Origin of the sequence: Pseudomonas sp. SWRI179 (genome assembly GCF_014268705.1) — a bacterium.
Classification (GTDB): domain Bacteria; phylum Pseudomonadota; class Gammaproteobacteria; order Pseudomonadales; family Pseudomonadaceae; genus Aquipseudomonas; species Aquipseudomonas zanjanensis.
Window position 1 is genome coordinate 1 of sequence record NZ_JABWRA010000011.1, and the last position, 18441, is coordinate 18441.

An 18441-nucleotide genomic window follows, 5' to 3' on the forward strand; every position below is an offset into this window, starting at 1 on the left:
GCGGTGTGTCAGTCAATATCAATACTGACTGGCCTGACGCTATCGCGAGCAGGCTCGCTCCCACAGGGTTGACGGGTTGGCAGGCAGAAAAAAGCCCGGTCAATCGGACCGGGCTCGCAAAGGTGGGGCCTTACTCCTTGGGAAGACTTCGATACTCAGTCGTCGTCATCCCCGCATATCCCCAATTATCCGTGTCGACTTCTTCGATCACGATATGAGTCAATTGCGGGTCCTTGCCCAGCACGCGCTGGAGGGTTTCGGTGATTTCGGAAATCACCTGGGCTTTCTGTTCACGGGTAACGCCGTCTCGGGTAATTCGCACATTGACGAAAGGCATGGTGCACTCCAGCGGGTGGGAAATGGACGCGGGACAGCGCCCGCGTGTTGCAAGGCCACTGTATTTATACGCCACGGACTGATAAACAGACATTTGGAAACTTCAGTTGATACGCGGTGTAACGAATCATGAAGCGTCATTTCGAAGACCTGCAGTTGGGCAGCATAGAACTGTTCTGCCTCGCGGCGGAGGCGGGCAGTTTCACCGCGGCGGCGCAATTGGCGGGTGTGACGCCTGCGGCGGTGAGTCGCTCGATCTTTCGCCTGGAAGAGCGCCTGGGCTCACGGCTTTTCGTGCGCACCACCCGCAGCATCCGCTTGACCGAAGCCGGCAGGACCTATTTCGAGCAATGCCGACAAGCGCTGACGCAACTGGTCGAGGCGCAACAGGAAATGATGGGCGCGCAATCGGTGCCGTCCGGGCAACTGCGCATCAGCCTGCCCACCACCTACGGTCACCATCGCATCCTGCCCTTGCTCCCGGCTTTTCGGGCGCTGTACCCGCAAGTGACGGTGGACCTGCACCTGAGCAATCGAAACATCGATTTTGTTGCCGAAGGGTATGACCTTGCCATCCGAGTGCGGGCCCAGCCCGACTCGTCGATGATCGCCCGGCTGCTGGAAGACGCGAAACTGGTGGTGGTCGCCTCCCCGGAGTATCTGCGCAAGGCCGGCACGCCGCAGGTGCTTGAAGACCTGGATGACCACGAGTGCATCCAGTTCGAACTGCCCAGCAGCGGGCGACGGATTTCCTGGCTATTCAATGTCGAGGGCAAGGAGAAGGAACTGTTCGGGCAGGGCGGGTATTGCTGCTCGGATGATGTACTGGGCGGGGTGACGTTGGCCAAGCATGGCGCGGGATTGTTCCAGACCTACAAATTCATCGTGGAGCAGGAGTTGGCCAGCGGGCAGTTGCTGGAGGTGCTTGCGCCTTTCGCGGGGCGCTCACGGCCGTTCACCTTGTTGTATCCCCACGGTCGGTACGTGCCGCAGCGGGTGCGTGCGTTCGTGGATTTCCTGTTGCAGTACCGGGAGCAGTGGGCCGCGACTTGAGGGAATACAACCGGCGAGGGCAGCAATCCGTGGCGAGGGAGCTTGCTCCCGCTTGAGTGCGAAGCGCTCACAGAATGGGCCGCTACGCAGCCCAGCGGGAGCAAGCTCCCTCGCCACAAGGAATCACAGCAGCCTCAAGTGAACAGAATTGCGCTTGCCACAGAGGTCTTCCCGGTCAACCCGCTATCAGAACCGAAACGCCTGACGCCCGATCAGCAGCCACTTGCCATTCTTCTGCTTCTGCCAGATCTGGAAGTTCTCGATTTCCGTCGGCACCACTTCAGTGCCCTTGAGCGCCTGGGCCGAGAAGTGATTGCGCACCAGCGCCACATCACCGGACAGAGTAATTTTCTGGTTCTTCATTTCCAGGGTCTTGAACGCACTCTTGCCCGTTTCGATGTCGGCGATGAAGGCTTTCTTGTCCTGGATGTTGCCGCTGGAGTGACCATAGGTCAGGTTCTCGGCGGCCAGTGCCTGGAGCTGGGGGATGTCTTTGTGCAGCATGGCTTGGGTCAGGTGGTCGACCGCCTGCGCCACTTCCTGCTCGGCCGACGAAGAGGCTGCCGCTGCGTAGCCGCTGAACAGGCACAAGAAGCTAATGACCAATGTCGCTTTTTTCATGGGATTTCCTTGTTGTTGTAGGTATTAGGAACGCGAGCGATGGGTGCTCGTCGGTCATCGTACAACTTGAAGTGAGGCGTTGGCAAACCAGCCGGTCGCACGGCTCAAGAGCGCTGACAATGTGGCGAGGGAGCTTGCTCCCGCTGGGCTGCGCAGCAGCCCAAAAAACCTGCTCCCCATAAACCTGGCACACCTCGGTGTCAGCACCAGGGGCTGCTTCGCAGCCCAGCGGGAGCAAGCTCCCTCGCCACGGGTTTCACAGGCCACAGCTTTTGTGTAGGCCTTAAAGTCCTTCTCGAACCGCCCCCCGAATCCCCTCCAGCAACATGGTAAACGCCGGGTTGTCGTTATCCTCCCGCCACACCAAATGCAACTCGCTCTGCACCCCTTCGCCCAAATCGATCTCGCGAAACACCACTTGCTTGAACACCACGCTGCTGGCGCAACGCGGTACCAGGGCCAGGCCCATGCCGGCGTTGACCAGGGCCAGGATGGTCAGCGACGACCCCAGCCATTGCACGAATTGCGGCGCGACCCGGGCCGAGCGGAGCATGCCGGTGAGCAGTTCGTTGAAGGGCGGGTAGGCGGCGTGGGAGTACATCAGGAACGGTTGTCCATCCAGGTCTTGGACGCTGACGGATTCGGCGCTGGCCAGCGGATGCCCGGCGGGCACCGCCAGCACGAAAGGTTCGCGCACCAGGCATTCGGTGGCGTAGCCGGTTTCCAGCAGCGGCGAGCGGACGATGCCCAGGTCGATGCGCCGGGCGCGCAGGGCTTCGTGCTGTTGATAGGTGTTCATTTCCGCCAGGACGATTTTGACCTGGGGCTGTTTCAGCCGGGCCTCGGCAATCACCTTGGGCAGAAACTCGTACACCGCGCTGCCGACGAAGCTGATGGTCACCGAGCCGATGTCACCCTTGGCAAAACGTTTGGCGGCCTCGGCGGCCTGTTGCGCCTGTTCCAACAGGTTCTGCGCTTCGACGAAAAACGCCCGGCCGGCGGCGGTGAGCGCCACGCTGCGGGTGCTGCGGGTGAACAGTTCGACGCCCAGGTGATGCTCCAGCAATTGGATCTGCCGGCTCAGCGGTGGCTGGGTCATGTTCAGGCGTTCGGCGGCACGCCGGAAGTTGAGTTCGGTCGCCACGGTGGTAAAGCAGCGCAACTGGGCCAGTTCAAACATTGATTCAATCCAGGTATCAATCAAGAGCCAAGTTAGATTAGACGGGAACAATCCGCCGCGTCCATCATCGTCCCTTTCCTCAACACTGATTGGGAGCCGCTGTATGAAGATCAAACGCGTCACCGTCACCCCCATCGCTTTTCGCGACCCACCCTTGCTTAACGCCAGCGGCATCCATGAACCGTTCGCGTTGCGTTCGATCATCGAGATCGAGAGCGACAACGGTTACATCGGCCTGGGGGAGAGCTACGGCGATGCCCCGGCCCTGGCGATCCAGCAGCAGTTGCAGAGCCAGTTGATCGGCCTGGACCCGTTCAACCTCAACCAGTTGCGGGCCATCGTCCAGGCGACCGTCGCCGCGCAGAAACCGGCCAGCGTCAGCGGTGCCGAACTGGCGCCGGGTTCCCATGCGAGCAAGGCGGTGAGCAATGCCTATTCGGCGTTCGAAGTGGCTTGCCTGGATTTGCAGGCCCATTACCTGAACGTGCCGTTGGTGGACCTGCTGGGCGGCGCGATCCGCGACGAAATTCCGTTCAGCGCATACCTGTTTTTCAAGTACGCCGAGCACATCGATTCGCCGTACCCAGCCGACACTTGGGGCGAGGCCCTCAACGAAGAGCAGATCGTCGCCCAGGCCCGGCGGATGATCCAGGACTATGGTTTCAAGAGCATCAAGCTCAAGGCTGGCGCCCTCGATCCGGAGCATGAAGTCGCCTGCATCAAGGCGCTGAAACAGGCGTTTCCCGGCTACCCGTTGCGCATCGACCCCAATGGCAACTGGTCCCTGGAAACCTCGATTCGCATGGCCGAACTGCTGGGGGATGACCTGCAGTATTACGAAGACCCGACGCCGGGACTTGCGGGTATGTCCGAGCTGCACAAGCGTACGGGGTTGCCGCTGGCGACCAATATGGTGGTCACCGATTTCGATGAGTTCCGCCGCAGCGTGGCCCAGGACAGCGTGCAGATCGTATTGGCCGACCACCATTACTGGGGCGGCCTGCGGGACACCCAGGTGTTGGCGAAAATGTGCAGCACTTTCGGCCTGGGCGTGTCGATGCATTCCAACTCGCACCTGGGCATCAGCCTCATGGCCATGGCCCACGTCGCGGCCGCGGTGCCGAACCTCGACTATGCCTGTGACACCCATTACCCGTGGCAGGAGCCGGATGAAGAAGTGATCAAGGGCGGCAAGCTGCCGATTGTCGACGGCTGCGTGAAGATCACCCGGGCGCCTGGGCTTGGCTTGGAGCTGGACCGGGATCAACTGGGCAAGCTGCATGAGCAGTTTCTCAGTTGCGGCATCCGCCAGCGCGACGATGTGCGGCAGATGCAGCGTTACCGGCCGGATTGGAAGACCGTCAAGCCGCGGTTCTGAGCCGAAGGCGAGGGGCCTGCTGCGCAGGCCAGCGGGAGCAAGCTCCCTCGCCACAAAAGCTGGATCTGACTTCAATTTTGAGTGTGGGTGCGACCCCTGTGGCGGGAGCAAGCTCCCTCGCCACAAAAGCTGGATCTGACTTCAATTTTGAGTGTGGGTGCGACCCCTGTGGCGAGGGAGCTTGCTCCCGCTGGGCTGCGCAGCAGCCCCAAACCAGCCAGCTCACTATGACTGCCCAATGGGTTGATCCTCCCAAGCCACCTTGCGGCCCACACCCAAAGTACCGCACCCGCCAGCCTCGCCGTCTTACACCCAAACTGCCGCGCCGGGCCGGCGCTGCCAAAGCATCCGCCAATCGCTCCCAAGGCAGCGTATGACGCGCCCTGGCGCCTTTCGATAATCGCCTCCGACATCCCGTCCCCTGTTGCGGAGCGCGCCATGCACAACAATAAAAATACCCGCCAACGTTTTTTGCCTGCGGTCATCGTAGGTGTTTCGAGCCTGGGCCTGACGCCTTGGGCCAACGCCGAAATCATGCTGTACGACAAGGACCAGACCACCTTTTCCACCGACGGCTACATCAACGCCTTTTACGTCAACAGCGACGTCGACCGCGCGGGTGAGCAGTACGACCGGCGGCAGGCGCGGGTCAAGATGGGCTTTTTGCCCAACTACCTGGGTTTCAACATGGGCAAGCAGGTCGATGACCTCAAGCTCGGTGCCCGGGCCTCGTTCTGGGTAACCATCAACGACAGCGAAACCAACGGCACCGACACCGCCATCGACGTGCGCCAGTTCTACGGCACCGTGGCCAACCCGGAGTGGGGCGAAGTGCTGATCGGCAAGGACTTCGGTCTGTTTGCCCGCTCCAACATCCTGCTGGACGAACTGCTCGCCGGTTATGGCCAGGTCAGCGATACCCTGGGGCTGGTGGACGGTGGTGGCGTGTCGTTCGGCAACATTGGCAGCGGCTATCCGTACCCGTTCCCGACCTCGCAGATCACCTACCGCACGCCGGTGATGGAGGGCTTGCGCGTGGCGGTGGGGATCATGGACCCGGTGGACACCAACGACAACAGCGCCACCGGCAAGGCCTATCAGGAAAACCCGCGCACCGAGAGCGAGATCACCTATCAGTTCGACCTGGGTGGGGCGAAGATCTACAGCTGGCTCAACGGCAGCTACCAGACTTCGGACAACACCGATTCCACGGTGGAGTCAGTGACCTCCAAGGGCCTGGGCTACGGCGTGCAGGCCAAGATGGGCGGGCTGTCGCTCACCGGTTCGGGGTTCCAGGCCAAGGGCATCAACCCGTTTTTCACCAACAACGCCGGTGAAGCGACCCTGCGCAATGTCGACAGCAATGGCTACCTGTTGCAGGGCTCCTACAAGCTGGGCAAGAACCGCTTGGCGCTGTCCTACGGCAAGACCGATGACGACGGCAACGGCGTGGTGGGCAGTGGTGCCGATTACGAAACCCGTGGCATTGCGCTGTTCCATGACATCAACGACAACCTCAAGCTCGTGGCCGAGTACAACCAGTTCGAAATCAATGGCCACGATACGAGCGCCCAGAACGAAGATACCGACACGTTTGCGGTGGGGGCGGTGCTTACCTGGTGAGGGGGAAATCCCTTTGGGCCTGGCACCAGGGTGGGTCAAGCCTGCTTTGGGGCTGCTGCGCAGCCCAGCGGGAGCAAGCTCCCTCGCCACAGGGTTGCGCTCGTACTCAAAAATGAAGTCGACCCCTGCTTTTGTGGCGAGGGAGCTTGCTCCCGCTGGGGCGCGAAGCGGCCCTGAGACCTGACACCCTGGTGTCTCAGATCGGTTGATATTGGGGGCTGCGCATCAGCCCCTTTTTTTCAGTGCGACGTCCCCTCGGCAAACTCGATCTTGTTGCCGACGTTGTACTTGCCCGAAGGCTTGTTCATGGGCAGTCGCTTGATTTCCTCGAGGGTGTTGCTGTCGTAGACGATCAGCGCGCCATCGCTATCCCAGATGCTCAACAGCAGGTAGCGGCCATCGCGGGTGAACTCGACGTGGGCGGCGGTCTTGCCGGGCATGGGCCGCAGGGTGTGGGCGATTTCCAGGGTCTGTTTGTCGATCAGGTGGATGGCATCGTTGTCCGGGCCGAAGAACACATCGGTCCAGGCGTAGCGGGAGTTGGCGTGACTGCGCAGGAAGAAACCCGGCCCCAGCGTGGGGATCTGCTTGATGACTTTCCAGGTGTCGAAATCGATCACCGAGATCAATCCCTTGCTGATGTTGGGCGTGGCGAACACCCAGTGCCCATCGCGTTTCCAATAGGTCCCCGAGCCCAGGTGTGGCATGCCCGGCAGCGCGATGTCAGTGACGATCCGCCCGGTGTCGAGGTCGATCACCTGGCCGCCCTGGGCCTTGCGGGAGGTGGCGAGCAACTGCCGGTAATCGGGCGAGAAGGAAAAATCATCGAGGTAATCCTCGGCCTCGATCCGTCGGGGCACGAAGTCCGGGTTCGGTCCGCTGGACAGTTCCCAGACCTCTTTCACGTCTTTCAAGGCCACGATGAAGCTGTTGCGCGGCGGCGCGGTATACACCGCACTGACCCGCGACGGCTGGCCGTTCAGGCCCACCGTTGCAACGGTCTTGACCAGTGACAGATCGCGGGCATCCAGCACCACCACATTGCCCGGCAGGGTGTTGCCCACCAGCACCCAGCGCCCGTCCTTGCTCACCGCCAGGTTGCGGGTATTGAGCCCGGCCCGCACCTCGGCGATCAGCGTGAGGTTGTGCAGGTCATACAGGCTGATCCAGCCGTCCCGGGAGGCGAAATAGACGAAGCGTCCGTCCGGGGAAAATTTCGGTCCGCCATGCAGCGCAAAGTGTGAAGCGAAGCGCGCCAGGACCTCGAAGCGATCGCCGTCGACAATATCGACGTGATGATCGCCAGCCTCCACCACCACGAACAGGTTCAGCGGATCAGCGTGATGCTGGGGTTTATCGGGCAGGCTGGCGACATCCGCCAGCAAGCGATGACTGCGGCGGGTGTCGTCCTCGCTCCAGGTCGGTTCAACGGCGGGCGGACGTTGAAGATAGTGGGTCAGGCCATCGACCTGCGCAGACGTCAGCACTGCGCCGAACGCCGCCATCTGGCTGGCCGGGCGTCCATGGGTGATCACCTGGCGAATTTCGTCGGGCTTGATCCGGCTCAGGCTCTGCGGCAACAGTGCCGGCCCGGCAGCGCCGATGCGATTGACCCCGTGGCACTGCTGGCAGTGTTGCTGGTAGGTCTGTTCGGCCCATGCCAGGTCCGGTTCAGGCACCGAGGCGCCGTGGACGGCACCGATCCACAGTAGCGGGGCAAGCCAGCCGATCCTCATGACGCCACCCTCGCCATACCTGGCTGGTGCGGGAGGACCGGGTGCAGACGGGCTGGATGTTCCAGTAACTGATGGGCAAACAAGCCAACCACCTTGCCGATCACCGTCAAGGTCGGCAGGCCTTCGGCGCACGCCTGCGCCAGCTCCGGCAGTTGCTGGAGAGTACCGCGCAGGACCTGCTGGTCGGGGCGCGTGCCGTTGCTGATCAACGCCGCCGGCGTATCAGCCGCCAGGCCCGCCGCGATCAACTGCGTGGCAATGGTGCCGAGGTTCGACAAGCCCATGTAGAACACCAGGGTCTGGCTGTCATCCGCCAGGCTTTGCCAAGGCAAGTTCAAGTCGCCTTCGCGTTGCAAATGACCGGTGATGAAACGGCAGGAATTGACCAGGTCGCGATGGGTCAAGGGAATGCCGGCGTAAGTGCTGCAACCGGCCGCGGCGGTGATACCAGGCACGATTTGGCAATCGATACCCCGCGCCAGCAGATACTCCAGTTCCTCGGCGCCGCGACCGAAGATGAACGGATCGCCGCCCTTGAGCCGCACCACCCGTTGTCCCTGGTCGGCCAGGTCGGCCAGCAGTTCGTTGATCTGTGGCTGGGGCAGGCTGTGGCAGCCGGCGGCCTTGCCGACGTAATGCCGGGCGCACGTGAGTGGAATCAGACTGAGCAATTGCGCACTGATCAAGCGGTCATAGACCACCGCGTCGGCCTGCAGCAACAGGCTCCAGGCGCGCAAGGTCAGCAGGCCCGGGTCACCGGGGCCTGCGCCGACCAGGGCGACCTCGCCCGGTCTGAAGGGCGATTGCAGGGCAGCGGGCAAAACGATGGAGGCAGGCATGGGACTTCCTTGGTTCGGTATCAGGTTCGCCGTCGGTTCATCAGGCGCAGGGCAGCGCAACGCTGGGGATCGGGTGCAGGCCAATTTCGTCATCGCTGAGGTGGCAGCCGGGGTCCTGGCCCCACAGGTCGCCGTCGGCCCAGGCGCGGGTGCGGGTATTGCCGTTGCAGATGTCCAGCCATCGGCATTGCCCGCAGCGGCCGCCCACGGCCCGGGGGTGTTCGCGCAGCTTCAAGAGCAGGGCATCGGGGCGCTCTGACCAGAGGGTCTTGAACGCTGTCTGGCGCACGTTGCCCACCGAGTGCTGCCACCAGTAGGTATCGGGGTGGACCTCGCCGGTATTGTCGATGTTGGCAATGCCGCTGCCCGAGGCATTGCCGCCCCAGGCCCGCAGCATCTGCTCCAATGCGGCGTAGTGCTGGGGCAAGTGCCGGGATACCCAGTGCAGCAAGAGGATCGCATCGGCATCGTTGTTGCCGCTGACGAAATCACTGTCGCGTCCCTGTTCGATGTCGCGCCAGGCCCGTTCGAAGATCAAGTCCATGGCCTCGCGGCTCATCTGCTGCTGGGCATCGAGCTTGCGACTGCGCTTGCCGCGGCCGCTGTAGTTGAGGTGCGACAGGTAGAATTTCTGTACGTCGTATTCATCCATCAAGTCCAGTAAGCGTGGCAGTTGGGCATGGTTTTGCTGGGTGAGGGTGGTGCGCAATCCGACCCGGATCCCTTGCTCGCGACAGAGCCGGATGGCCGCCATGGAGCTGGCGAAACTGCCCTTGAGCTGGCGGAATTCATCGTGGGTCGCTTCCAGGCCATCGATGCTGATGCCGACGTAGTCGAAGTTCGCCGCGGCAATCAGTTCGATGTTGGTGGCGTCGATCAATGTGCCATTGGTGGACAGGGCCAGGAAAAAGCCTTTGTCGCGAGCATAGGCGCTGAGCTGGAACAGATCGTCGCGCAGCAAGGGTTCGCCGCCGGACAGGATCAGCACGCGCACACCGGCATCATGCAGGTCATCGATGACCTGGAGTGCCGCCGCTGTGTCCAGTTCATCGCGAAACACGCTGTCGGCGGATGTTGCGTAACAGTGCTTGCAGGTCAGGTTGCAACGCCTGAGCAAGTTCCAGATCACCACCGGCGGGCGCTGGCTGCCCGGTGGCGCGACGCGTGGGGCGGGGCAATGCCCGGCCAGGGCCCGCAGGTAATGGCTGATCCTCAACATAAGTCGCTCCGTGGGAGCAAGGCTTGGTGGGAGCAAGGCTTGCCCGCGATGAAACCGATGCGGTCCTTCATAAAACCGACGCCCCTGCTTCGCGAGCAAGCTTTGCTCCCACAGGCGATAGCCGCAGGCCGGTTTTTTTCAGGATGCGGCTGCTCACCAGCATGTCGTCGGCGGCGCAGGCGTCCCCCAGCAAATAGCGCAGGTGTTCGCGGTAGCGGTCGATTTCTTCGCGGCTGCGGCCGTGGACCATGGCGAACAGGTTGTAGCGCCAACCGGGCCGGCGCGGGCGCCGATAGCAGTGGCTGACAAAGGGCTGTGCTCCCAGCAGGGCGCCGAGGCGTGCGATATCGGCATCGGCCACGTCCCACACCGTCATGCCGTTGTGGCGATAACCCAGGCGATAGTGATTGGGCACGGCGGCGATGCGCCGGATCGCGCCTTCGGCCTGCAAACGCTTGAGCAGGTCAATGGTGGATTCCACGCTCAAGCCCAGTTGTTCGGCCAGCCAGGCCCAGGGGTCTCCGAGCAAGGGCAGGCCGGCCTGGGTCAGTTCCACCAGGCGCAGGGCCAAGGGCGTTTCATCCAGCCGTGGCGGTGCTTGCCACAACGACTCAGACGGGGAAGTACAGGCCGACATGGTAGGTCTCCTCTTTGGGCAGGTTCAGCGGCACCAGGCCGGTCAGGTGCTCGATGCGCAGGAGGGCGTCGTTGATCGCCTGTTCGCTGGGGCAGGCGAGCACGAACCACATGTTCCAGGTGTGTTCGCGGCGGTAGTTGTGGGCGACTTCGGGCATGTCCGCGAGCAGCTCGGCGATGGTTTCGAAGTGCGACTCGGGCACCGCCAGTGCCGCCAGGGTGAACGCACCGCCCAGGCGATCGATGTCGAACATCGGGCCGAAGCGGGTCAGTACGCCGTCGTTGAGCAGTTCATGCAGGCGGTCGAGCAGTTCAGTCGCATTGCTGTCCAGTTCCTCGGCCAGGGCCTGCCAAGGGTGACGGACCAGTGGCAGGCCCAATTGCAGGCGATTGATCAGGCGCCGGTCGAGGTCATCCATCGCTACGGGCTCCGACCGGTGCGGCGAAACGTCCGCCGCATTGCTTGAACAGGTGCGTGCTGAACAGCAGTTGGTGCGGCAGGTCGTCCAGCAGGTGTTCTTCCAGCAGCGCCTGGACCTGGGCCTCGACGCGGTCACGCTGGCGCCCGTGGATCATGCAGAACAGGTTGTATTGCCACTGGGGCAGGCGCCGTGGACGCTGGTAGCAAAGGCTGATGCCCGGGGCCTGGCCGAGGCGCCGACCGACTTCATCGACCAGGGCGTCCGGCACATCCAGCACCAGCATGGCGTTAGCGGCAAACCCCAAGGCGCGATGGTTGACCACCAGGCCGACACGACGGAACAGCCCCTGTTCATGCCAGCGCTGCACCTGTTCGAGCACTTGTGGCTCGCTGGCCTCGATCTGTTCGGCCAAGGCCTGGAAGGGACGGGATGTCAGGGGCAGGCCGGTTTCCAGCAGACGGCGCAAGGCCAGTGACTGTTGTTCGCTCAGGGCGTTTTTCATGGGGTGGCCTCCAGGGCAAAGCCCAGGTCGATGCGGTAGGCGGTGAGCATGGGCAGGTCCAGGGGCGTGAGGCCGGTGTCGTGTTCCAGTTCCTGGAGGATGTTGTCCAGGTGCGCCCGGTTGGGGCCGGTCAGCACGAACCAGAGGTTGTAGCGATGTTCCCGGGCATAGTTGTGATTGACTTCCGGGTATTGGCTGACGCGTGCCGCCACCTGGTGCAGGCGGTCTTCGGGCACGGCCAGGGCGACGAGGGTGCTGGCCCCGGCGCGGGTGTGTTCGAACACCGGGCCGACCCGCGATAAGGTCCCGGCCACGTGCAGGTGGTGCAGGCAATCGATGACCTGGGCTTCGCTGCAGCCCAGGGTCTCGGCCATGGCCCGATAGGGCTCGGCGCACAACGGCAGGCCATGCTGGAATCGATCGATCAGGCGCCGGGCCAGTGAGCTGGGTGCCATGGTCAGTACCCCGACTTGTGCGCGCGACTGCTGAAGAAAATCCCGCTCGGGCTCAGGGCCGGTAGGCTGCCCAGGCGTTCGAGCCGATACGGGTTCCAGACCTGGACCTCGCCACCGTCCCGGACGGACAGCCACAACTGGTCACCCCGTGCGGTGAATTCCATGTGCAGCACCGCCGGGCCTGGCCGTAGGTCGGCGACGATGGCGTGGGTCTGGGTGTCGATGATCTGGACGCGGTCGTTGTCCGGGTAGGCGAAGTTGACCCACAGTTGCTGGCCATCTGGTCGCGCCGTGACGAACACCGGTTGGCCGGCCACGGCGATGGCGTCGGTCTGCTGCCAGTCCTGGGCATTCATCACCAACACCTGGTGATGCCCGACGGCGGGTACGAAGGCTTGTTGGTCGGCCATGGCCCAGCCTTCCAGATGCGGCATCTTGTACACCGGCAACTTGTCCTGGCCGCGTCCGTAGTGCCCGAGCACCCGTTTCACGCCGCGCTCCGGGTGCCAGAGGTCGAGCTGGGCCATGCCGTCCTCGCCGAACAGCCCGGCCATGTAATAACGCCCGTCGGGGGTGATCAGGGCGTCGTAGGGTTGCTGGCCGATGGCGGTGAAACGCTCGATGCGCGGGGTGAGGCCCTGGCTGAAGTCGGCCGTCCAGATCTCGCCGGTGTCGAACAGGCTGAACACGAAGCGTTGTCCCGGTGCATCCACCAAGCCGACCACGCGTGAACGTTTCTGGCCGCCGGGCAATGGCGTGGCCGGGATGTCGGCGACCTGTTCCAGGGTTTGGGCATCGAATACCTTGACGCCGCCGGGCTCGTAGTTGGAGACAGCGATCAGCTTGCCGTCCTGGCTGATTGCGCCGCCGATGCTGTTGCCGCCCTGGATGATCCGCCGCTCGATTTGTGCGCCCAGCAGGTCGACTTTGCTCAGGCCACCGTCGCGACCGAATACATAGGCGTAGCGCTGGTCGCGGGAGAACACCACCGAGGCGTGGGACAGGTCGCCCAGGCCTTCGACACGGCCCAGGGCGGTGCGGGTGTCACTTTCGATGATTTGCAGGCTGCCGCTGGCGCGTTCCACCACCACGCCCAAATCGCCGGTGCCGCGCAACGGTGTCTGGGCGCAACCGCAGAGCAGCAGGGCGATGGCCGTGGAGGACAGGATAGAACGGATCATGGGGCGGGTTTTCCTTGAAGGAGCCGGTCCACCAGCCAGCGGATGTCGTCGGGTTCGAGCAGCGCGGCCCAACCGGGCATGGCGCTGCCGGGCCGGCCGAGGGTGACGGTGGCGATGAGGCTGTCGCGGGATTTTCCGGCCAGGGCTTCGTGGGTCAGGGGCGGGCCGAGGCCACCGGTCAGGTACAGGCCGTGGCAGGCGCCGCAATCCTGGTCCAGCAGGTGTTGCAGTTGGGCCTGGCGCTGGCTGTCGGGAGCGGCCAGCACGCAGGAGGAGAAAACGAAGAGGAGGGCGGTTATCGAGGTGGTGAAGCGGTGTCGTTCCATGACGTCCTCCTGAACAAAATTGCACGGCTTTTGTGGCGAGGGAGCTTGCTCCCGCTGGGCTGCGCAGCAGCCCCTTGGGTTTGCCTGACACAGCGAGTCGTCAGGTTGCTATTTGGGGCCGCTTCGCAGCCCAGCGGGAGCAAGCTCCCTCGCCACAGGCATCAGGCAGATCCTGCCCAGTTATTTAAGGGTCAAGACCCACGCCGCGAGGATCTTGGCTTCTTCCTCTGTCACCGGGTTGGCCGGCATCGGCATCGGTCCCCAGTTGCCTTGCGTCCCTTCCTTGATGTGTTTGGCCAGTACCGCCTCGGCCCCCGCGACGCCGGCGTTTTTCGCCGCGACTTCCTTGAGCGCCGGGCCCACCACCTTGGTGTCGATGGAGTGACAGGCCGCGCAGGGCTTGCTCTTGAACAGGGTCGGGCCGTCTTGCGCCAAAGCCGGCAGGCTGTAGGCGGCGGTCAAGGCCAGTGCGATCAGAATAGGCTTCATGGTTTTTCCTCTTATTGATGGGGCTCAATAGATGTCGTGTTGGGTGTTGTAGACGTTGAATTTTCCGGTGGGGGTGATCAGGCGCTTGTCCTTGATCACGTTCTTGACCTTGAGGGTCTTGTCGTCGATCACCACCAGTGCCGACTCGTCTTCCTGGCCGCTCCAGACCGAGAACCAGACCTCGTCGCCGGCCTTGTTGTATTCCGGTTGCACCACGCGCAACGCACCTTTCTTGATGCCGGCGTACTCGGCAATCGGCAGCACGGTGTAGCCGGCGTCAAGCTTGTCGATGTTGAACACCGCCACCGACTGGCTGAGCTTGGCGTCGGGGCTGAGGGTGGTGTCGACATACAGGTGGCGCGACGCGGGGTGGGTCTTGATGAACAGCGAACCGCCGCCTTGGCCTTGGAGCGAAGCGACCTGTTTCCAGGCGTATTGCGGATGCTTGACCGGGTCGGTGCCGATCAGCGAAACCCCTGCGTCACCCAAGTGGCTGGTGGCCCACACCGGTCCATAGAGTGGATGGTTGAAGTTGGCGCCGCGGCCTGGGTGCGGGGTCTTGCCCACGTCCACCAGGGCGGTGAGCTTGCGTTCCTTGGAGTCGATCACCGCGACCTTGTTGGAGTTGTTGGCGGCCGTCATGAAGTAGCGATGGCTGCTGTCCCAACCGCCGTCATGGAGGAACGGTGCGGCGTCGATGCTGGTGATGGTGAGGTTCTTGATGTCCTGGTAGTTGACCAGCATCACCTTGCCGGTTTCCTTGACGTTGACGATGAACTCCGGCCACTCGTGGGAGGCGATGATCGCCGCGACGCGCGGCTCGGGATGGTATTGCTGGGTGTCGACGGTCATGCCCCGGGTCGAGACGATCTGCTTGGGCTCCAGGGTCTCGCCGTCCATGATGGTGAACTGCGGCGGCCAGTACGAACCGGCGACGGTGTACTTGTCCTCGTAGCCCTTGAATTTGGAGGTTTCCACCGAACGGGCTTCGATACCGACCTTGATTTCCGCGACCTTGGTCGGCTCTTTCGGCCACAGGTCGATCATGTCGATCTTGGCGTCCCGGCCGATCACCAGCAGGTAGCGCCCCGACGCCGAGATGCGCGAGATGTGCACCGCGTAGCCAGTGTCGATCAGCTTGACGATTTTCTTGCTGTCGCCGTCGATCAAGGCAATCTTGCCGTCGTCGCGCAGGGTCACCGAGAACAGGTTCTGCAGGTTGAGGTTGTTGAGCTGCTTGGTCGGGCGGTCCTCGGGTTTGACCAGGACCTTCCAGGTCTTGAGGGTTTCGGCCATGCCCCATTCCGGCGGCGTCGGCGGGGTGTGCTGGATGAATTTGCCCATCACCGTGATCTGGTCTTTGGTCAGGGCGTTGGAGGTGCCCCAGTTCGGCATGCCGGCGGGCGAGCCATAGGTGATCAGCGCTTCCAGGTAAGCCTGGCCGCGGGACTGGGTGATGTCGGGTGTCAGCGGCTTGCCGGTGGCGCCTTTGCGCAGGACTCCGTGGCAGCCGGCGCAGCGCTGGAAATAGATTTCCTTGGCCGAGTCGAAGTCGGCCTGGCTCAGGTCCGGCGCGCCTTCGGTCTTGACCACCCGGGGTGACTCCGGCGTGGTGGGTTGGTCGGCGAAGGCGTAGGGAGCAACCAGCGCTGTACACAGCGCCGTCACCCTCAGGGCCCACGTTTTTTTGTGGCTGATCAGCATTCCATTTCTCCTCAGGCATGACCCGCGCTGCGCTGTAAATGACGTTTGGCGCGCAGGTTCTTGGTGCGATGCAAGGCTATGCCCAGGGCGGTGGTGAGCCGCTTGACGGCGATCAAGTTTGCCGGCCGCCGCCCTTGCCAGGTTGTCGCAGGGCACCGTAGCGTGGCCGGCAATCGTGTTGTCTGATCAGGCCCTCGCCATGAACGCTATCCACACTTTGCAGCACCCCGACGAACCCTTTTATCAACCCCAGGACAACGAACAGGCGATGTTCGAACAAGCCTGGCATCACGGCATGCCGGTGCTGATCAAAGGCCCCACCGGCTGCGGCAAGACCCGTTTCGTCCAGCACATGGCCCACCGCCTGAAACTGCCGCTGTACACCGTCGCTTGCCACGATGACTTGAGTGCGGCCGACCTGGTGGGGCGTCACCTGATCGGCGCCCAAGGCACCTGGTGGCAGGACGGCCCCTTGACCCGGGCCGTGCGCGAGGGCGGCATCTGTTATCTGGATGAGGTGGTCGAGGCGCGCCAGGACACGGCGGTGGTGCTGCACCCCTTGGCCGATGATCGGCGGCAGTTGTACCTGGAGCGCACCGGCGAAGTGCTGCAGGCGCCGCCGTCCTTCATGCTGGTGGTGTCGTACAACCCCGGTTACCAGAACCTGCTCAAGGGCATGAAGCCCAGCACGCGCCAGCGTTTCGTGGCGATGCGCTTTGGCTATCCGGCGGTGGCCGATGAAGAACGCATCGTCGCCCGCGAGGCGGGGGTTGATCTGGCCCTGGCGGCCCAGGTGGTGCGATTGGGGCAAGCGCTGCGCCGGCTCGATCAGCATGACCTGGAGGAAGTCGCCTCGACGCGCCTGCTGATTTTCGCCGCGCGCATGATCGGCTCCGGCATGGACCCGCGCCAAGCCTGCCTGGCCTGCCTGGCCGAGCCGTTGAGTGACGACCCGCAGACCGTTGCCGCGTTGATGGATGTGGTCGATGTCCACTTCGGCTGAAACCGCTGGCGTGTCCCGGCGGTTGCCCGGGGATCTGGCGATGTGGTTTTTCATCCTCGCCGAGTTGTCGGTGTTCGCGCTGTTGATCCTGGCGTTCACCGTTGCCCAGGCGTTGCACCCGCAGATGTTCAGCGAGGGCCGGCAGTTGCTGGACCGGTCCACGGGCCTGGCGATGACCCTCAGCTTGCTCACCGCCGGCCTGTTCGCCGCCCTGGCCCAGGAGCAAGTCAGGCAGGACCGGCCGCGTCGAGCCGCGCTGTTGTTGTGCGGGGCGTTGTTGCTCGCTTGCGGTTATGTGGCGATCAAACTCACGGAGTATGCCCATCTCTTGGCGAACGGGCTGGGGATGGAGCACGACACGTTCTTCACCTTGTACTGGATCCTCACCGCGTTTCATTTCCTCCATGTGTTGCTGGGCATGGTGATCCTTGCCTGGCTGGCCGAGGGTTGCCTACGTCGGCGCTACGGTGCGCAGGAACACAGCGGGTTGGAGTCCGGCGTGTTGTATTGGCATATGGTCGATCTGGTCTGGGTGCTGTTGTTCCCGGTGGTCTACATCCTTGATTGAGCGGAGGTGCTCATGTCGGCTTCCCGTGTCTTGATCGCCTGCTGGATGGCGCTGGCCGTGCTGAGCAGCGGCACCGTCGCCCTCGGTCAGATCGCCGCCAGCGGGCTGGTGTCCATCGCCATCCTGGCGGTCGCGGTGACCAAGGCCTGGCTGATCGCCGACGGTTTCATGGAGCTGCGCCATGCGCCGCGGTTGTGGCGGTGGTTGGTGTTGAGCTGGGCGGTGGTGCTGGCGATTGCGATCTCGTTCGCGCTCTGACGCCCGACATTCCCTCCTGTGGCGAGGGAGCTTGCTCCCGCTGGGCTGCGAAGCGGCCCCAACAGCAACAACTCAATCCATCTGACACACCGCGCCAGCAGGTTTTAGGGTCGCTTCGCAACCCAGCGGGAGCAAGCTCCCTCGCCACAAAAGCTCATCTGCCTTTCTGGCAGTGTTGGAACACCCACAAAACACAAAAGCTCATCTGCCTTTCTGGCAGTGTTGGAACACCCACAAAACACAAAAGCTCATCTGCCTTTCTGGCAGTGTTGGAATACCCCAGCAAAACACAAAAGCTCATTTGCCTTTCTGGCAGTGTTGGAACACCCCAGCAAAACACAAAAGCTCACCCGTCTTTTCGAGCGGTGCTGGAACAACCCACCAAAACCATCGGAGATTCTTGATCGCCATCAAGCGGTTCCGGACCCCTGGCTTCCTAGAATGGTCACGCCAAGCAATGAGGAAGTGACCATGTCAGATACCTTCACCAAAGGCATGGCCAGGAATATTTACTTCGGGGGAAGCATCTTCTTCTTCCTGATATTCCTGGCCCTGACCTACCACACGGAACAGACCTTTCCCGAACGCAGCAACCAGGCGCAATTGACGGAATCGGTGATACGCGGCAAGGGCGTCTGGGAGCGCAACAACTGCATCGGCTGCCATACCCTGCTGGGCGAGGGCGCGTACTTTGCGCCGGAGCTGGGCAACGTGGTCAACCGTCGCGGCGGCGATGAAGCCTTCAAGCCGTTCCTGCAGGCCTGGATGAAAATGCAGCCGCTGAACGTTCCGGGTCGTCGGGCCATGCCGCAGTTCAACCTGAGCGAGCAAGAGGTCGACGACATCGCCGAGTTCCTCAAGTGGAGCTCGAAAATCAACACCAATGGCTGGCCGCCAAACAAGGAGGGCTGA

At 62.9% G+C, this 18441-nt stretch carries 21 protein-coding genes; 7 read left to right on the forward strand and 14 right to left on the reverse strand.

Annotated features, from left to right (window positions below):
* Window positions 1–130: 130 nt before the first annotated feature.
* Window positions 131–337: a 4-oxalocrotonate tautomerase family protein gene (locus tag HU767_RS08375; protein ID WP_186729247.1), complete on the reverse strand. Its 207-nt coding sequence runs from the start codon at window positions 335–337 to the stop codon at window positions 131–133.
* Window positions 338–465: 128 nt separating this feature from the next.
* Here HU767_RS08375 and HU767_RS08380 point away from each other — a divergent pair, with 128 nt between their 5' ends.
* Window positions 466–1389 carry a LysR family transcriptional regulator gene (locus HU767_RS08380; protein WP_186729249.1) on the forward strand — a complete coding sequence of 308 codons (924 nt, stop codon included), beginning with the start codon at window positions 466–468 and terminating at the stop codon, window positions 1387–1389.
* A 186-nt stretch (window positions 1390–1575) separates the two neighbouring features.
* Here HU767_RS08380 and HU767_RS08385 read toward each other — a convergent pair whose 3' ends face one another.
* Both HU767_RS08385 and HU767_RS08390 read right to left on the reverse strand, forming a co-directional pair.
* Entirely contained in the window at window positions 1576–2010 is a 435-nt protein-coding gene (locus tag HU767_RS08385; RefSeq protein WP_186729250.1) for a nuclear transport factor 2 family protein, read from the reverse strand.
* A 283-nt stretch (window positions 2011–2293) separates the two neighbouring features.
* Window positions 2294–3190, reverse strand: coding sequence for a LysR substrate-binding domain-containing protein (locus HU767_RS08390; protein ID WP_186729251.1), 897 nt, complete (start codon window positions 3188–3190; stop codon window positions 2294–2296).
* A gap of 103 nt (window positions 3191–3293) precedes the next feature.
* Between HU767_RS08390 and HU767_RS08395 the strand changes: the two genes are divergently transcribed.
* Entirely contained in the window at window positions 3294–4568 is a 1275-nt protein-coding gene (locus HU767_RS08395) for a glucarate dehydratase family protein (protein WP_186729252.1), read from the forward strand.
* 438 nt (window positions 4569–5006) lie between these two features.
* Window positions 5007–6191: a porin gene (locus HU767_RS08400; protein WP_186729253.1), complete on the forward strand. Its 1185-nt coding sequence runs from the start codon at window positions 5007–5009 to the stop codon at window positions 6189–6191.
* A 239-nt stretch (window positions 6192–6430) separates the two neighbouring features.
* Here HU767_RS08400 and HU767_RS08405 read toward each other — a convergent pair whose 3' ends face one another.
* The 11 genes from HU767_RS08405 to nirS form a co-directional block, all read right to left on the reverse strand.
* Window positions 6431–7927, reverse strand: coding sequence for a nitrite reductase (locus tag HU767_RS08405; RefSeq protein ID WP_186729254.1), 1497 nt, complete (start codon window positions 7925–7927; stop codon window positions 6431–6433).
* On the reverse strand, window positions 7924–8766 hold the full coding sequence (cobA, locus tag HU767_RS08410; RefSeq protein ID WP_186729255.1) for a uroporphyrinogen-III C-methyltransferase: 843 nt from the start codon (window positions 8764–8766) through the stop codon (window positions 7924–7926). The genes HU767_RS08405 and cobA overlap by 4 nt, the downstream gene beginning before the upstream one ends.
* Window positions 8767–8806: 40 nt before the next feature.
* Entirely contained in the window at window positions 8807–9985 is a 1179-nt protein-coding gene (gene nirJ, locus HU767_RS08415) for a heme d1 biosynthesis radical SAM protein NirJ (protein ID WP_186729256.1), read from the reverse strand.
* Window positions 9986–10052: 67 nt separating this feature from the next.
* Complete coding sequence (locus tag HU767_RS08420; protein WP_186729257.1) at window positions 10053–10622, reverse strand: Lrp/AsnC family transcriptional regulator; 570 nt, start codon at window positions 10620–10622, stop codon at window positions 10053–10055.
* On the reverse strand, window positions 10597–11040 hold the full coding sequence (locus HU767_RS08425) for an AsnC family transcriptional regulator (RefSeq protein WP_186704963.1): 444 nt from the start codon (window positions 11038–11040) through the stop codon (window positions 10597–10599). The genes HU767_RS08420 and HU767_RS08425 overlap by 26 nt, the downstream gene beginning before the upstream one ends.
* Complete coding sequence (locus HU767_RS08430) at window positions 11033–11545, reverse strand: AsnC family protein (protein WP_186729258.1); 513 nt, start codon at window positions 11543–11545, stop codon at window positions 11033–11035. Before HU767_RS08430 ends, HU767_RS08425 begins: the two co-directional genes overlap by 8 nt.
* Window positions 11542–12000, reverse strand: coding sequence for an Lrp/AsnC family transcriptional regulator (locus tag HU767_RS08435; RefSeq protein ID WP_186704965.1), 459 nt, complete (start codon window positions 11998–12000; stop codon window positions 11542–11544). The genes HU767_RS08430 and HU767_RS08435 overlap by 4 nt, the downstream gene beginning before the upstream one ends.
* A 2-nt stretch (window positions 12001–12002) precedes the next feature.
* Window positions 12003–13181: a cytochrome D1 domain-containing protein gene (locus HU767_RS08440; protein WP_186729259.1), complete on the reverse strand. Its 1179-nt coding sequence runs from the start codon at window positions 13179–13181 to the stop codon at window positions 12003–12005.
* Complete coding sequence (locus HU767_RS08445) at window positions 13178–13507, reverse strand: cytochrome c (protein ID WP_186729260.1); 330 nt, start codon at window positions 13505–13507, stop codon at window positions 13178–13180. Before HU767_RS08445 ends, HU767_RS08440 begins: the two co-directional genes overlap by 4 nt.
* A gap of 180 nt (window positions 13508–13687) precedes the next feature.
* Complete coding sequence (locus HU767_RS08450; RefSeq protein ID WP_186632792.1) at window positions 13688–13996, reverse strand: c-type cytochrome; 309 nt, start codon at window positions 13994–13996, stop codon at window positions 13688–13690.
* 24 nt (window positions 13997–14020) lie between these two features.
* The gene (nirS, locus tag HU767_RS08455; RefSeq protein ID WP_186729261.1) at window positions 14021–15700 is read right to left on the reverse strand and encodes a nitrite reductase; all 1680 of its coding nucleotides are present in this window, start codon (window positions 15698–15700) and stop codon (window positions 14021–14023) included.
* A 199-nt stretch (window positions 15701–15899) separates the two neighbouring features.
* Here nirS and HU767_RS08460 point away from each other — a divergent pair, with 199 nt between their 5' ends.
* The 4 genes from HU767_RS08460 (at window position 15900) to HU767_RS08475 (ending at window position 18441) form a co-directional block, all read left to right on the forward strand.
* Window positions 15900–16703: a CbbQ/NirQ/NorQ/GpvN family protein gene (locus tag HU767_RS08460; protein ID WP_003202502.1), complete on the forward strand. Its 804-nt coding sequence runs from the start codon at window positions 15900–15902 to the stop codon at window positions 16701–16703.
* Entirely contained in the window at window positions 16687–17271 is a 585-nt protein-coding gene (locus tag HU767_RS08465; RefSeq protein ID WP_186704969.1) for a cytochrome c oxidase subunit 3 family protein, read from the forward strand. Before HU767_RS08460 ends, HU767_RS08465 begins: the two co-directional genes overlap by 17 nt.
* Window positions 17272–17283: 12 nt before the next feature.
* Complete coding sequence (locus HU767_RS08470) at window positions 17284–17529, forward strand: cytochrome C oxidase subunit IV family protein (protein ID WP_186704970.1); 246 nt, start codon at window positions 17284–17286, stop codon at window positions 17527–17529.
* Window positions 17530–18000: 471 nt separating this feature from the next.
* The gene (locus tag HU767_RS08475; protein ID WP_003202495.1) at window positions 18001–18441 is read left to right on the forward strand and encodes a cytochrome c; all 441 of its coding nucleotides are present in this window, start codon (window positions 18001–18003) and stop codon (window positions 18439–18441) included.